The sequence below is a fragment of the Novosphingobium mangrovisedimenti genome, from assembly GCF_025153475.1.
GTDB classification, from domain to species: domain Bacteria; phylum Pseudomonadota; class Alphaproteobacteria; order Sphingomonadales; family Sphingomonadaceae; genus Novosphingobium; species Novosphingobium mangrovi_A.
The window spans coordinates 1-13,487 of sequence record NZ_JANZXA010000024.1; the positions used below are offsets into that span (position 1 = coordinate 1).

Annotated in this window: 14 protein-coding genes; 8 read left to right on the plus strand and 6 right to left on the minus strand. The window is 60.0% G+C overall.

Annotation, left to right across the window (positions count from 1 at the left end):
- The 6 genes from NZK81_RS20375 to NZK81_RS20400 all read right to left on the minus strand — a co-directional run.
- The coding region (locus NZK81_RS20375; RefSeq protein ID WP_260047881.1) for a glutathione S-transferase N-terminal domain-containing protein at positions 1-284 on the minus strand (284 nt) is incomplete at its 3' end.
- 39 nt (positions 285-323) lie between these two features.
- A complete protein-coding gene (locus tag NZK81_RS20380) occupies positions 324-812 on the minus strand; it encodes an aromatic-ring-hydroxylating dioxygenase subunit beta (protein WP_188823285.1) in 489 nt (162 codons plus the stop codon).
- A complete protein-coding gene (locus NZK81_RS20385; protein WP_260047882.1) occupies positions 809-2,089 on the minus strand; it encodes an aromatic ring-hydroxylating dioxygenase subunit alpha in 1,281 nt (426 codons plus the stop codon). Before NZK81_RS20385 ends, NZK81_RS20380 begins: the two co-directional genes overlap by 4 nt.
- Before the next feature lie 10 nt (positions 2,090-2,099).
- Complete coding sequence (locus NZK81_RS20390) at positions 2,100-3,011, minus strand: 4-hydroxythreonine-4-phosphate dehydrogenase PdxA (protein WP_260047883.1); 912 nt, start codon at positions 3,009-3,011, stop codon at positions 2,100-2,102.
- 64 nt (positions 3,012-3,075) lie between these two features.
- Complete coding sequence (locus tag NZK81_RS20395; RefSeq protein WP_260047884.1) at positions 3,076-3,570, minus strand: aromatic-ring-hydroxylating dioxygenase subunit beta; 495 nt, start codon at positions 3,568-3,570, stop codon at positions 3,076-3,078.
- Positions 3,567-4,973, minus strand: a complete 1,407-nt coding sequence (locus NZK81_RS20400) for an SRPBCC family protein (protein WP_260047885.1) — start codon at positions 4,971-4,973, stop codon at positions 3,567-3,569. The genes NZK81_RS20395 and NZK81_RS20400 overlap by 4 nt, the downstream gene beginning before the upstream one ends.
- A gap of 227 nt (positions 4,974-5,200) precedes the next feature.
- Between NZK81_RS20400 and bphC the strand changes: the two genes are divergently transcribed.
- From bphC to NZK81_RS20440, 8 genes are all read left to right on the plus strand, one after another.
- Positions 5,201-6,097: a biphenyl-2,3-diol 1,2-dioxygenase gene (gene bphC / locus NZK81_RS20405; protein ID WP_260047886.1), complete on the plus strand. Its 897-nt coding sequence runs from the start codon at positions 5,201-5,203 to the stop codon at positions 6,095-6,097.
- 46 nt (positions 6,098-6,143) lie between these two features.
- Complete coding sequence (locus NZK81_RS20410; protein ID WP_100868240.1) at positions 6,144-6,470, plus strand: non-heme iron oxygenase ferredoxin subunit; 327 nt, start codon at positions 6,144-6,146, stop codon at positions 6,468-6,470.
- The gene (locus tag NZK81_RS20415) at positions 6,470-6,958 is read left to right on the plus strand and encodes an aromatic-ring-hydroxylating dioxygenase subunit beta (protein ID WP_188823297.1); all 489 of its coding nucleotides are present in this window, start codon (positions 6,470-6,472) and stop codon (positions 6,956-6,958) included. Before NZK81_RS20410 ends, NZK81_RS20415 begins: the two co-directional genes overlap by 1 nt.
- A gap of 24 nt (positions 6,959-6,982) precedes the next feature.
- Entirely contained in the window at positions 6,983-8,245 is a 1,263-nt protein-coding gene (locus NZK81_RS20420; RefSeq protein WP_188823299.1) for an aromatic ring-hydroxylating dioxygenase subunit alpha, read from the plus strand.
- Entirely contained in the window at positions 8,242-8,829 is a 588-nt protein-coding gene (locus tag NZK81_RS20425; RefSeq protein WP_188823301.1) for a 2-hydroxychromene-2-carboxylate isomerase, read from the plus strand. Before NZK81_RS20420 ends, NZK81_RS20425 begins: the two co-directional genes overlap by 4 nt.
- A gap of 37 nt (positions 8,830-8,866) precedes the next feature.
- Positions 8,867-11,035, plus strand: coding sequence for a TonB-dependent receptor (locus NZK81_RS20430; protein WP_188823303.1), 2,169 nt, complete (start codon positions 8,867-8,869; stop codon positions 11,033-11,035).
- Positions 11,036-11,242: 207 nt separating this feature from the next.
- Entirely contained in the window at positions 11,243-12,715 is a 1,473-nt protein-coding gene (locus tag NZK81_RS20435; protein WP_188823305.1) for an NAD-dependent succinate-semialdehyde dehydrogenase, read from the plus strand.
- Positions 12,716-12,881: 166 nt separating this feature from the next.
- Positions 12,882-13,487: a UbiX family flavin prenyltransferase gene (locus NZK81_RS20440; RefSeq protein WP_229710643.1), complete on the plus strand. Its 606-nt coding sequence runs from the start codon at positions 12,882-12,884 to the stop codon at positions 13,485-13,487.

Genomic DNA, 13,487 nt, shown 5'->3' on the forward strand with positions numbered 1-13,487 from the left:
AGCAGGCGGTACCGGTCCATGGTGCCGTCGCGCGGCGCCAGGCCGGCTTCCGGCTTCTGGTCGGCGATGTAAAGCAGGATCGCGGGATTTTCGGTCAGGGTTTCGCCGCTGTCGAGGGTCAGCGCTGGAACCTTTCCCGACGGGTTGACGGTCAGGAAGTCCTCGCCGGTCTCGACCTTGCGGGTCGCCAGATCGACCTTCACGGTATCGAAAGTGGCGCCGGCTTCGCGAAGCGCGATGTGCGGGGCGAGCGAGCAGGCACCGGGGCTAATGAACAGCTTCATAGATAGTCTCCTTCAAGGATGCAGTGAATCGGGACCCGGTCAGATCGGAGTCGCGAGCAGGGTCGCTATGCGCAGCGTGTCGTAGATGCAGGTCCGGCTCTTCAGACGAACGGTTCCACCGCTAAGATCGAACCGGTCGACATATTTGCCGGCATTGTAGATACGCGTTTCACCATCATTACGGGTTTGGAAGACGACATAGCTGGCTTCAGCAGAAACCTGGTCGCCTTCCGCGCCGGTGATCACCGCACGCCCGATCAGGCGCCGGTTGAAATGTTCGGGGAAGACGTTTGCCTTGCGCAGCGCGACAACCCGATCCGCCAGCATCCCTTTGCTGTCGCAATACATCACAGCCGCAGGCAAGCCGTTATCGACATTCTCGCGCGCGATCACCTGGTACAGGCAATCGTCAACGAACAGGTTGGGCCATTGCTCGAGCCGGTCATCATCAAGGCAAAGCCCGTAAGCCGCGTTGAAATCGTCGATCGCACTTTGCGCGACTTGCGCTACTTCGGCTGCAACGCTCATGCCCGGCCCTCCCCCGCGAGATCGGCCAGGGCATTGCCCATCAGCCCGAGATAGCCCTTCCAGAACCCGCGCACGGAATTTTCATCCATACCCATCGGCGCGTAGGAGGGTCGGACATCGTCCCCGCCCATCTCGACGAAGCTGCGCTTGCCTTCGGCACCGATCGTGCCCTGCTGGCACAGTTCGACCGCTTCGCCGTCTTCCATCGAAATCAGCCCGGACGGTCCAACCAGGTTGAGGTTGCGAAGGCGGTGGCGAGTCGTTTCCTCGTCATCGTCGGCATAGCCGAAATAGGTCCAGACCAGCTCGGTCCTGTCGGTCCCGTGGGGCACGATCTGCCTGGTGGCGAGGGTGTTCTGGATCTGCTGGACAACGACAGACGGGAAGATCGACTGGATGTGCAGTCCGACATCATCAGCGATCTCCGGGCGGAATGCCAGCAGGCGCTCGTCCTGCAACTTGGCCTCACCCTGCATCTCGCGGTTGGCCTCGTCACCGAACGAGCCGTAGTGGACATCGCCCTTGGGCTTAGACACGATAAAGACGGTGTGGTAGCCCTCGTCCGAAACCAGACCCGCGCTTTCCTGGCTCTGGCGGTAGATGCCGAAAGTCGGATAGAACAGGTGCAACAGACCGCCGTGGTAGCTGTCACGACTGTTTTCCGAATAGAGCTTCCAGTTGCCGGCCATGAACTGCCGCGCATAGCCCAGAACCTTGACCGGGCGCTGGAAGACGCGCTGAATGTATTTGCGCATCACTGGACCCAGAAAGTCGTCGAGCGGGGCGATGGTCGGGTTGAAGGTGCCGAACACGAGGCCGCCGAATGTCTCGACCCGCAACCGCTCCAGCGAATGCTCGGCCATATTGAATTTCTTCGAATAGCCGCCCACGCCTTTCAGCCCCCGCCGGAACGGCACGCCGACAAGCGCACCGGTCGCGTCGTAGGCCCACTGGTGATAGACGCAGACGAACGCCCCGTCGGCCTGGTTGCCACGCAGCGAGCGGCACACGGTTGCGCCCTTGTGGGCGCAGCGATTTACCCAGGCATGGATGGTGCCATCGGTTGCCCGCGTCACCACCACCGGAGTATTGCCGACATGGGTCGAACGGAAATCGCCGCTGTTGGCCAGCTCGGCCTCGAGGCCGAGGTAGCACCAGGTCTGTCCGCGAAAGATGTTTTCCTGTTCGGCAGTGAAGATCGCCTGGCTGTGATAGACTGCGTAATCGACCGCAGTCGGCTCCGACCCCGCGGCGACGGGCATGGTTTCGGCGCTCATGGTCTTCTCCCTAAGCTTGTTCGAAACCGCGGCCCGAAGCGAGTCGTCCGCAAGTGCGCATCGCGCTCAGCATCATCGCGGCATCGGCTTTGCCGGTACCAACGATGTCGTAGGCGGTGCCGTGCGCGACCGACATATGGAGATACGGCGGCCCCATGATGATCACGCTGTTGCCCGAAAAGCCCCAGGTCTTGACCGCGATATGGCCCTGATCGTGGAACATCGCCAGAACCATGTCGTAACGGCCTTCGATGCAGTGACGGAAGACCGAATCGGGTGCGATCGGACCTTCGACGTCGATGCCCCTGGCCCGCGCTGCCTCCACGCCCGGCGCGATCGCTAGGCGATCCTCGTCGCCCATAGCGTGAGGATTGAGGCCGGCCACCGCGATCCGCGGCCGGGCGATGCCCCATGATTGCATGGCTTCGTGCAATTGCGCGATGGCCATGGCGACGAGATCCGACGAAATGATGTCGATCACTTGGCGCAAGGACATGTGATCGGTCAGGTGCGCGACCCGCAGCGCCCCTGAGAGCAGCACCAGATAGCTTTCCCCGGGGGTCGGGCTGATGACCTTGTCGAGCTTTCCCGCCAGCTTGAGCGACCCAGTGCTGATCGGCCCCATGATGGTTGCGGCGAAAGCTCCGTCGCGGGCCAAGGCATCGAGCTCGTCGAGCCATTGGGCTGTGGCGTGTCCCGCGGCCTCGGTATCCTCGCCCAGGGGAAGGACGCCGACCGGCAGAGCGCCCGTGTCGATGATATCGATTATGGTGGGATCGTCGCTAGGCTTTTCAAACTTCCCCATCACCCGCAGCCGGGCCTTAGTGCCAGTGAAATCCAGCGCGCGCTCGACAGCCGCCGCGGATCCGACCAGCACAGGAATCCCTTCATTGTGAACCTCTCCCCCTGCCAGCGCCTTCACTGCAACTTCGGGGCCGATCCCTGCGGGATCCCCGATCATCGTGCCGACAACCGGACGGATCCCGTCAGATGCTGTAGACATCAACAATCTCGTGAAACAGGTCGTTGACGATGACTGTCTTTTTGCGACGGATCACGAATGTATCGGCCTTGGGTTCAAGGTCGTAATAGGCCCAGCCTGCAAGAGTAGCGACCTTGCCCTCAAGCACCGAAGTTGTGGTCCACGAAGTCCGGGCATGTACCTGACCCTCGCCTTCATCGACCGAAAGCAGTGTGAACAGGTGAGCCGTTCTTGGCTCCGGCGTGCTGGCTGCCGAACGCCGCGTCCTGATCCGGAAAACCCGATCTTCCAGCCCGCCCCGACTGGGATAATAGATCAGCGAGACCTCGCGCTGCGGGTCCGCAGTCGGCCGCTCGTGGTCGTCCCAAGCGGGAACCCAATATTCGGCCTGCTCATGATAGAGAGCCAGCCATGCATCCCAGTCCTTGTCATCAAGGGCAAACGCTTCCTGGCCGATGAACCTTGAAACGGCCAGCCAACGTGCATGAAAAGCGCTCATTTCGCATTCTCCAGCATCGCTGAAAGTTCTTCGCACTCGCTGTCGATGGCTTGCTCCATGCGAGCAACCCACTCGTCGTGGATTGCAACATAGAGCCCTTCGTCGGCAACAGCCGGACTGCTCATAACAACGTTCACGTTCAACGGTTCACCGAACTTACCAGGGCCTTTCTCCCAGCGGGTCGAGCCGCGCGACATGTCGTTGTAACGCCCCTCACCAGATGCAAATCCGACCTGGCAGTTGTTGAATTCGGTCAGGTCGTCGGGTGTCGCCATGCCGCTGGAATTGAAGAAATCCTCATACTGACGCAGCCGCAGGGTCCGCGCCTCGGCGCTTTCGCCGACCGGGGCGATGCACACCGTGCTGACTTCGGTCTCATCCACGGCCAGCGGCTGGATGATGCGGATCTGCGTGCTGGTCTGGTCCATCAGGAAGACGTTGGGAAACAACAGCAGATTGCGGATGCGCTTGTTCATCCACTTGGCCTTTTCGGCACCGTGGGTTTCTTCCAGCCAGTCGACGATCTCGAAATTGGGCCGATCGGCGAAATTGGCATAGTCTGCCCACAGCACCGTATGGCCGTTGTGGAACGAGAACGAGCCGCCATCGCGTGCGGTGAAACCGTCGAAGCTGATCGCCTTGGTATCGTTGCTCGAAATCCCTTCAACGCGGCGCTGGACGGTCATGAAGTAGTTGGCATGGGTCGTCATGACATGATAGCCGTCGAGCCCGTTCTCGACCTGCATCTTCCAGTTGCCGTGATAGCGGTAGCGGTTGGTTCCGGGCAAAACTTCCATTGCGCCGGACTTCGACTGGTCCACCAGGATATCGATGAAATCCCGCGCGCCGGCGAGGTGATCGACCAGCGGGACGACATCGGCGGAAAGACTGGCGAAGATGAAGCCGCGGTAGCTTTCCACCTTTGCCACGGGGTTGAGCGCGAAATCGGCTCGATTGAATGCCTCCGGATAGCCGCCGATGCTTTCATCGGTGACGTCCAGCAGGTCGCCGCCGGAAGAGAATGTCCAGCCATGGAAGGGGCACATGTGATTGCGCTTGTTGCCCGCCCGTTCGCGGCAGAGGCGCGCGCCGCGGTGCGAACAGGCGTTCACGAAGGCGCGGACATCGCCGGACTTGTCGCGGGTGACTAGGATGGGGACGCGGCCGATTTTCGTAGTGATGAAATCGTTAGGGTTGGGAATCTGGCTCTCGTGCGCGAGGTAGACCCAGTTCCGCTCGAAGATGTACTTCATCTCGAGCTCAAACAGCGCAGCTTCGGTGAAAGCGGCGCGGTCCAGCTGGAAGATCCCGCGTTCATGATCCTTCTTGAGCCAAGCGCGCATGCGTCCTTTCAAGCCCTGCAAGTCGGCAATCCTGCCGCCGATTTTCTCAGCGAGTTCCATCGATCCTCTCCCGTTCTGTGCGTCGGGCACCCAATGCCTCCGCGAATCAACCGCAGAACAAATACATTACCTCATCCCATCATTTCGTGCAACGTATTGCACAATGAAAAACGTTCTGATAGGTGATGTTGCAGAAATGGCTGAAACCGGCGGCTCGAATCCGAAGCAAGGTGGCCAGCAAATCGCAAAATGACCCCGCTTTGGGGTGAGTTGGGAGAGTTTGAACTATGTCGGTCGTCACCGAACTCGGCTATCTTGGTCTTTCCGTTTCCGATCTCGCTGCCTGGCGCGCTTACGCCGCCGAAGTCGCCGGCATGGAAGTCGTCGATGAAGGCGAAGGGGATCGGCTCTATCTGCGGATGGACCTTTGGCATCACCGAATCGTTCTGCACGCTGATGGCAGCGATGACCTGGCCTACATGGGCTGGCGAGTGGCCGGGCCGCAGGAATTCGCCGCGATGCAGGAAAAGCTGAGCGCGGCGGGAATCCCCTTCACCGTAGGCAGCGAGGTCGAGGCGAGCGAACGTCGGGTTCTCGGGCTGCTCAAGCTGGCCGATCCGGGCGGCAACCCGACCGAGATCTTCTTCGGCCCCCAGGTCGATACGCACAAGCCATTCCATCCTGGCCGTCCGATGTTCGGCAAGTTCCTGACCGGCTCGCAAGGGATCGGGCACTGCATCCTGCGTCAGGACGATGTCGAGGCGGCGGCCCGGTTCTATGAACTGCTCGGCCTGCGCGGGTCGGTTGAATACCATCTCCCCCTGCCCAACGGCATGGTAGCCCAGCCCTATTTCATGCATTGCAACGACCGTCAGCACTCGGTCGCCTTCGGCCTCGGGCCGATGGAAAAGCGCATCAACCACCTGATGTTCGAATACACCGATCTCGACGATCTTGGCATGGCTCACGACATTGTGCGCGGGAAGAAGATCGATGTAGCGCTGCAGCTTGGCAAGCACGCCAACGATCAGGCTCTGACCTTCTATTGCGCCAATCCGTCGGGTTGGTTGTGGGAGTTCGGCTGGGGCGCCCGCCACTCGACCGGCCAACAGGAATACTACACCCGTGATATCTTCGGCCATGGCAACGAGGCGGCTGGCTACGGGATGGACATTCCGCTCTGACAATCGCCCATTTTGCTCGATTCTTGACAAAAAGAACAGGTCAACCATGTCAAACAAATTGCGACTTTGTGAAGCTGCCAGCGTGAAAGACGGCGAACCGGTTGCGGCATTCGCAGAGGGAATGCCCGCGCTTGCCGTCTACAATGTCGATGGCGAGATTTTCGTTACCGACAATCTTTGCACCCACGGCAATGCCATGCTGACCGACGGATATCAGGATGGCGACATCATAGAATGTCCGTTCCATGGCGGCTCGTTCGACATCAAGACCGGCGCAGCCAAGGCTTTCCCCTGCCAGGTGGCGATCGTCTCGTATCCGGTCGAAATCGACGACGGCTGGGTGTGCATCACGAAACCGGAAGGAGCCGCCTGATGGCGCTTCCCTCCCTCGAAGATATGCAGGTCCAGCATGTCGCGGCGCAGCTCAATGCCCTGCACGCCGAGTTGATCGACGATGACCGCCTTGAGGAGTGGCCTGATCTGTTCGAGGACAAGTGTCGGTACAGCGTGATCTCGGCCGAGAACCACAATCGTTCGCTCAATCTCGCCGCCGTGTTCTGCGACAGCCGCGGAATGCTGGTCGATCGCGTCGTTTCGCTGCGCCGCGCCAACATTTTCCCGGCCCATGCCTATCGGCATATTCTTGGTCCGACCCGCGTGGTTTCGTCGAACGAGCAAATCATCTCCGCGCAGACCAACTACGTCGTCCTGATGACGCGCAATGATGGCCAGACCTCGATCTACAATTCCGGAAAATACATCGATGAGATCGACTTTTCCGGTGATGCGCCGCGCTTTGTTTCCAAGACCGCGATATTCGATACGCACCTCATCGATACGATGATGGTTCGGCCGATTTAGCTGAAAAATTGAAAGCACCGAACGATGGTAACTGCCCAGCAAACAGACAATGTGAAGCAAGATACGCCGGCTGCCGGATGCCGGGTGCCGTACCGGGTTTTCACCGATCGCCAATACTACGAACGCGAGCAGGAAAACATCTTCAAGGGCGAATGCTGGTCCTTCGTTGGGCTTGAGGCCGAAGTCCCGCAGGCAGGCGACTTCAAGTCCACATTTGTGGGCGAAACTCCGGTCATCCTGACCCGCGACAGCGATGGTGGGGTCCATGTCGTGGTCAATCGCTGCGCCCATCGCGGCGCCCTGGTCTGCCGTGAAATGCGCGGCAACCGCCCGAGCCTAGAATGCGTCTACCACCAATGGGCCTACGATCTGAAGGGAAACCTGATCGGGGTTCCCTTCCGTCGCGGCCTCAAGGGGCAAGGAGGGATGCCGGGCGATTTCGACATGAGCCAGCACAACCTGCGGAAGCTGCGCGCTGAATCGGTGGGCGGCCTGGTGTTTGCCTCCTTCTCCGAAACTGTCGAATCTTGTCGTGATTTCCTCGGTCCGATCGTGGTCGAGCAGATCGAGCGGATCATGTGCAAACCCATCACGATTCTAGGCGACCAGCGTCAGCGGATCTTCGGGAACTGGAAGCTCTACGCCGAGAACACCCGCGATCCCTACCACGCGAGCCTGCTGCACCTGTTCCACAACACGTTCGGTCTCTATCGCTCGACCCAGACAGGTAAGGCGTTGATGGATGCCAACAAACGCCACTCGCTGCTCTATTCGATCGCAGCCAGCAACGATGATGCCGCCGACAAACAGGCCTATGGCGATTCCCGCAGCTTCGACACCGAGTTCAAGCTGCAAGACATGTCGCTGCTGAAAGGTCGGCAGGAATTCGCGGACAATGTTACATTGGTGATCCTCACGGTCTACCCCAACCTCGTCCTCCAGCAGATCCAGAACACGCTCGCCGTACGCCAGACTGTGACTTATGGCCCGGACGAATTCGAGCTGGTCTGGACCCATTTCGGCTACGAGGACGATGACGCGGAGATGCAAGCCATCCGGCTCAAGCAGGCCAACCTTATCGGCCCGGCCGGGCTCATTTCGATGGAAGACGGAGAAGCCGTCGAAATCGTCCAGAACGCCATCGTCGGGGAGGCAAGAGCTACGTCCTACATCGCGATGGGTGGCGGCCAGGCAGACGACGCCGACCATCTCGTCACCGAGGGCGCGATCATCGGCTTCTGGGACAATTATCGCGAAATGGTCGGCTTCGACCTGGAGCCGACATGACCCGTACGATCGACTTCTACTTCGATTTCATCAGCCCGTTCAGCTACCTCGCGCAGCTGAAACTGCCGGATATCGCCCGCAAGGCGGGTTGCGAAGTCGCCTATTGGCCGATTGACATCCCCGAGGCCAAGATTGCAGCCGGCAACTATGGACCCTCGAACCGCGAAGTGTTGCCCAAGATCAAGGTCATGAAGGCTGACCTCGAGCGCTGGGCCGAACGCTATGGCGTCCCCCTCGCGTTCCCCGCGAGCTTCGACTGCGCAGACTGGAATTGCGCGGTGCTGTTTGCCCGCGAGAACGGTAAGGCCGAGGCATTCGTGACCGATGCCTATCGCCGGATCTGGGGCCAGGGGATCGATCCGGGCAACCGCAACGAGCTGGCCGCATGCGCCACGGCAGCAGGCCTCGATGCCGACGTGCTCATCGCGTTTGTCGAATCCCCGGTCGGCCAGACCCAATATCGCAAGGCGCGAACCCAGGCGATCCAGCGCGGCGTGTTCGGCGCACCGCTGATGTTTGTCGACGACCAGATTTTCTGGGGAAATGACAGGTTGGATTTTCTTTCTGAATACTTGAACCAATAGGAATAATTTCAAAGTTAGTAAAACTTGGGAGGGTAGAGTGAAAAACAGAAAAGCGTATTCGATCGTTTTGTTCACGGCAACGGCGCTGACGCCGCACCTGGCTCTGGCGCAGGATGCCGACACCCCTGAAGCGCAAGAAGCAAAGGCCGAAGATCAAACCGGTCTGGGCGACATCGTCGTCACCGCCACTCGTCGCGAAGCGCGGCTCCAAGACGTGCCGGTGGCGGTGACCGCGATCACTGGCGACGCGTTGGCCTCTGCCGACGTCTCCACGGTCAGGACGCTGACGCAGGTGGTGCCCGGTTTCGTCGGCAGCCGCAACATGGGCGTGTTCCAGCCGGTCGTCCGCGGCGTCGGTTCGACGGGTATCTCAATTGGCGACGAACCCAATATAGCGACTTATGTGGACGGCGTCTATCAACCGGAATCGGCTGCGAACTGGATCGACCTGGTCGAGGTCGAGCGTGTCGAGGTCCTGCGGGGACCGCAAGGCACCACATTCGGCCGAAACGCGACCGGCGGGCTGATCAATGTAATCACGCCCGATCCAAGCTTTAATTTCCGGGGTAAAGCGACGGCGCGCTTGGGGCGGATGCGGAATGATGCGGGAGATTACGATGCCCGTTTTTATGTCACCGGTCCTTTAAGCGACTCGGTCGCAGCCGATTTCGCCGGACTTTACCGTAAGAATGAGGGATACATTACCGACTTGATACGGGGAGGTGGCTTGGGTGACCAGCGGGTCATCGATCTCCGCAGCAAGGTACTTTTTAGAGCCAGCGACGCCCTCGACATTATCTTGACCGGAGAGTATTTCGATCAAAAAGGCACCACGAACTCTCCTCAGCCGCTTGATGGCAATACGGCAGGCCGCAGGTTCGCCGGCGTCATCCTTCCGACGGACGCTTGGCAGGCTTCGCTCACGAAGGAGCCGACTCTCGACCTAAAGCGCTACTCGGCGGCGCTCCACACACGGCTCGATCTCGGGTCTGTCGCGCTAGATACGACGACAGGGTACATGTTGCTGCGCTGGGATCAGGACACCGATTCCGACGCCTCGAACATCGAGCTCGGCAATTTCCTAGCAGAGTTCAATGTCGAATCCATCAGCCAAGAGATTAAGCTAAATTCGGCTGATCCGGGTCCATTCCAGTGGCTCGTCGGGGGCTATTTCTATCAGTTCGGGGGGAACGCCTTCCTCCAGCCATGGACTGCCGCAAGTCCCGATCTTCCTCTTAGTGGTCCCACGGTGGAACCTGAGCTTGAAGGCCGCTCATTCGCGGGCTTCGCGGAAGGAACCTATGAGTTGCTCTCCGGCCTGTTCTTGACAATCGGCGCCCGCTACACCACCGAAACGCGCAATTTTACACAGCAAATCAACGGCAACGTCGTCGTAGACGACGCTGAGAAGACGTTCAATAAATTCAACTACAAACTGGGCGTCCGCTACGAATTCACCGACAGAACCAGCGTCTACGCCACTTATAGCACCGCATTCAAGAGCGGTGTATTCAACATGGCCGCAGCCAGCGCGACCCCCGTGGCCCCTGAGAACATCAAAGCCGCGGAGTTTGGCATCAAGTCCGATCCTCTAGACTGGCTGCGGACTAATCTTTCGGTTTACTATTATGACTACAAGGATCTACAACTTCAGTCGAAGGACGCTATCGGACCAAGCTATATTTTGCAGAATGCCGCAAACGCTGAGATCTATGGCGGCGAACTGGAAGTCTTTGTCCGTCCAGTCGCGGACCTGACGTTGCGCAGTGCGGTCGCCTACACTCATGCGCGGTATCAAGACTTCCCGAATGCCCAAGGCTTCTTCCCGCGCGCCGACGGCGGCAACAACGTGGTTACATTCGATGCTTCGGGCAATGTGATGACCAGGGCTCCCAAGTGGTCCGGCAACTTCGGCATCGACTGGGGAAGTGACATTGGCGACGGTCGTATTATATTCGCGGGAAACTTGGCCTGGAGTTCGAAGGTCTACTACGACTTCGCGAACATTTTCTCGCAGCCATCCTATACGCTCACGAACGCGTCTGTCAGTTGGATGCCCGAGAACGAGCGGTTCAAGATCGGGCTGTGGGTCACTAATCTGACCAATGAGAAGGTTCTCCAGACGATCAGGCCCGGTGCGCTGGGCACCGATGGGTTCTATGAACAGCCGCGCAAAGTCGGACTGAGCGCGGAAGTTCGCTTCTAGAATTACTAGAAAGCGGTACGGGGCGGCTACAATCGGCTTCTCGCACCTTCGCGAATGGTTATTGAAGCTTGCGCATACGTATTGACGCAAGACCGGAGGGCGGCGGTTTGCCGCCCTCACACATCTTGTGACACGGACCACGAACGTGCTCCACGCCCCGCCTAATGGAGTATCGGAACCTGGCTTCGCAGCCAAAGGAGTAAAGTCTTGGCCATTACGATTCCCCCGCTCAAGCGCAGCGATTTCCTGACTGGCCAGCCGCTTGTCGACGGCAGCGAAGTCTATGGCGACGCTACCTACGCGGTCACTAACCCGGCAACCCGCGAAACGCTGGCGAATGTCGCCAGCTTGGGTGCTACTCAGACACACCGGGCAATTGAGAGCAATTCTCGTGCCTTCATCGATTGGCGCAAACGGCCCGCTCAGGAACGCGCCGGCCTGCTGCATGACTGGCTGACGCTGGTCCGGCACTACCGCCAGGATCTGGGCCTTCTGATAACCGCCGAGCAGGGCAAGCCGCTGGCCGAAGCGCTGGGCGAGGTAGATTACGCCGCCAGTTTCATCCAGTGGTTCGCCGAAGAGGCGCGCCGTGTCTATGGCGAGGTTATTCCAGCCAGCGCTAACCGGCGGATCGTCCTTATTCGCCAGCCGATCGGAGTGGTGGGCGCCATCACGCCATGGAATTTTCCTGCAGCGATGATCACCCGCAAGGTCGCTCCGGCGCTGGCGGCTGGCTGTACCATCACCCTCAAGCCGTCCGAGTTTACCCCCCTGACCGCTTTCGCACTGGCGAAGCTCGCCCTTGAGGCGGGGATTCCGCCCGGCGTATTCAACGTGGTCTGCGGCGATGCTCCCGCAATCGGATCGACTCTGACCAGCCATCCCTATGTCACAAAATTCACCTTCACCGGTTCGACCGCAGTGGGCAAGCTGTTGACCGCGCAATGCGCCACCACGCTCAAGCGGGTCTCGATGGAACTGGGCGGCAATGCTCCGCTGCTGGTGTTCGACGATGCCGATCTCGAACCTGCGGTTGAGGGCGCGGTGGCCTCAAAGTTCCGTAACACCGGACAGACCTGCGTGTGCGCCAACCGCATCCTGGTGCAGAGCGGCATTCATGACCGCTTCGTCGAGGCGCTGGCCGCCAGAGTTAGTGCTTTCCAGGTTGGCAACGGCCTTGAAGGTGCAACCGACCAGGGACCGCTGATCGCCGCATCGGCCCTGGCCAAGGTTCGGGACCATGTCGCCGATGCCGTGGCGCAAGGCGCCCACCTTGTCACCGGCGGCAAGCGCCACGAGGCGGGGGAACTTTTCTTCCAGCCGACCGTGCTGACCGAAGCGAACCCGACGATGCGGCTGGCTGACGAGGAAACCTTCGGGCCGGTGGCCCCGGTGTTTCGTTTCGAAACCGAGGCCGAAGCCCTAGCGCTTGCCAATGCTACGCGCTCGGGGCTGGCGGCGTACGCCTTCACCCGCGACATCGACCGCGCTTGGCGGGTTGTCGAAGGCCTTGAGACCGGGATGGTCGGCCTAAATAACGGCATCGTCTCGACCGAGACCGCCCCGTTTGGCGGCATCAAGGAATCAGGACTGGGCCGGGAAGGTTCGCGGCACGGCATCCAAGAATTCCTGGAGATGAAGACAATCAGTCTTGGGGTCCGGCCCGAGAATGAGGTGTAAGCGGAATGCGCTCCCGAGGAGCCGAGATTTTCCTTGCTCAATGCGGAATGCATTGTATGACGTAGCTAAAAGACCGGGAGACGGAATTCTGCATGCCCTTCAAGGTTAGGCCTTGCGCGAATTTGACCGCCCAGAACGCGCAGGAAAGTCTCCTGCCGTGAAGCGCATGGTCGTGGGGATTACCGGCGCAACCGGCTCGGTCTATGGATTTCGCCTGCTTGAGCTGCTGCGCGAGACGGGCGGTTGGGAAACCCATCTTGTGATGTCTCAGGCGGCGCTGCTCAACATTCGCGAGGAGCTGCCCGAAGGCAAGGCGCGGCTCGAAGGGCTGGCCGATGTGGTGCACAACGTCCGCAACGTCGGCGCCTCTATCGCCAGCGGTTCGTTCGTGTGCGAAGGCATGGTGATCGCGCCCTGTTCAATGCGCACGCTGGGCGCGGTGGCACACGCCCTATCCGACAACCTAATCACCCGCTCCGCTGACGTGATGCTGAAGGAACGGCGGCGTCTGGTGATGATTACCCGTGAAGCGCCGCTCAATCTGGCGCATTTGCGCAACATGACGGCCTGCACCGAAATGGGAGCGGTGATCTTCCCGCCGGTGCCGGCCTTCTATTCGCGGCCTACCTCGCTGGCGGAGGTGGTCGATCACAGCTGTATGCGGGTGTTGGATCTGTTCGAACTTCACGCGAAGTCGGAGAAACGCTGGCAAGGCCTGAGCAAAGAGGCGGCAAGCCTCGTTCCTGCTTTGGCGCAAGAAGAAGGGAACTAG

Excerpts from the sequence above, each read along its gene's own strand:
- NZK81_RS20380 (WP_188823285.1), bottom strand. The coding sequence starts at position 812 with ATGAGCGTTGCAGCCGAAGTAGCGCAAGTCGCGCAAAGTGCGATCGAC.
- NZK81_RS20415 (WP_188823297.1), top strand. The coding sequence starts at position 6,470 with ATGGCGCTTCCCTCCCTCGAAGATATGCAGGTCCAGCATGTCGCGGCG.
- NZK81_RS20440 (WP_229710643.1), top strand. The coding sequence starts at position 12,882 with ATGGTCGTGGGGATTACCGGCGCAACCGGCTCGGTCTATGGATTTCGC.
- NZK81_RS20410 (WP_100868240.1), top strand. The coding sequence starts at position 6,144 with ATGTCAAACAAATTGCGACTTTGTGAAGCTGCCAGCGTGAAAGACGGC.
- NZK81_RS20385 (WP_260047882.1), bottom strand. The coding sequence starts at position 2,089 with ATGAGCGCCGAAACCATGCCCGTCGCCGCGGGGTCGGAGCCGACTGCG.
- NZK81_RS20420 (WP_188823299.1), top strand. The coding sequence starts at position 6,983 with ATGGTAACTGCCCAGCAAACAGACAATGTGAAGCAAGATACGCCGGCT.
- NZK81_RS20395 (WP_260047884.1), bottom strand. The coding sequence starts at position 3,570 with ATGAGCGCTTTTCATGCACGTTGGCTGGCCGTTTCAAGGTTCATCGGC.
- NZK81_RS20400 (WP_260047885.1), bottom strand. The coding sequence starts at position 4,973 with ATGGAACTCGCTGAGAAAATCGGCGGCAGGATTGCCGACTTGCAGGGC.
- bphC (WP_260047886.1), top strand. The coding sequence starts at position 5,201 with ATGTCGGTCGTCACCGAACTCGGCTATCTTGGTCTTTCCGTTTCCGAT.
- NZK81_RS20425 (WP_188823301.1), top strand. The coding sequence starts at position 8,242 with ATGACCCGTACGATCGACTTCTACTTCGATTTCATCAGCCCGTTCAGC.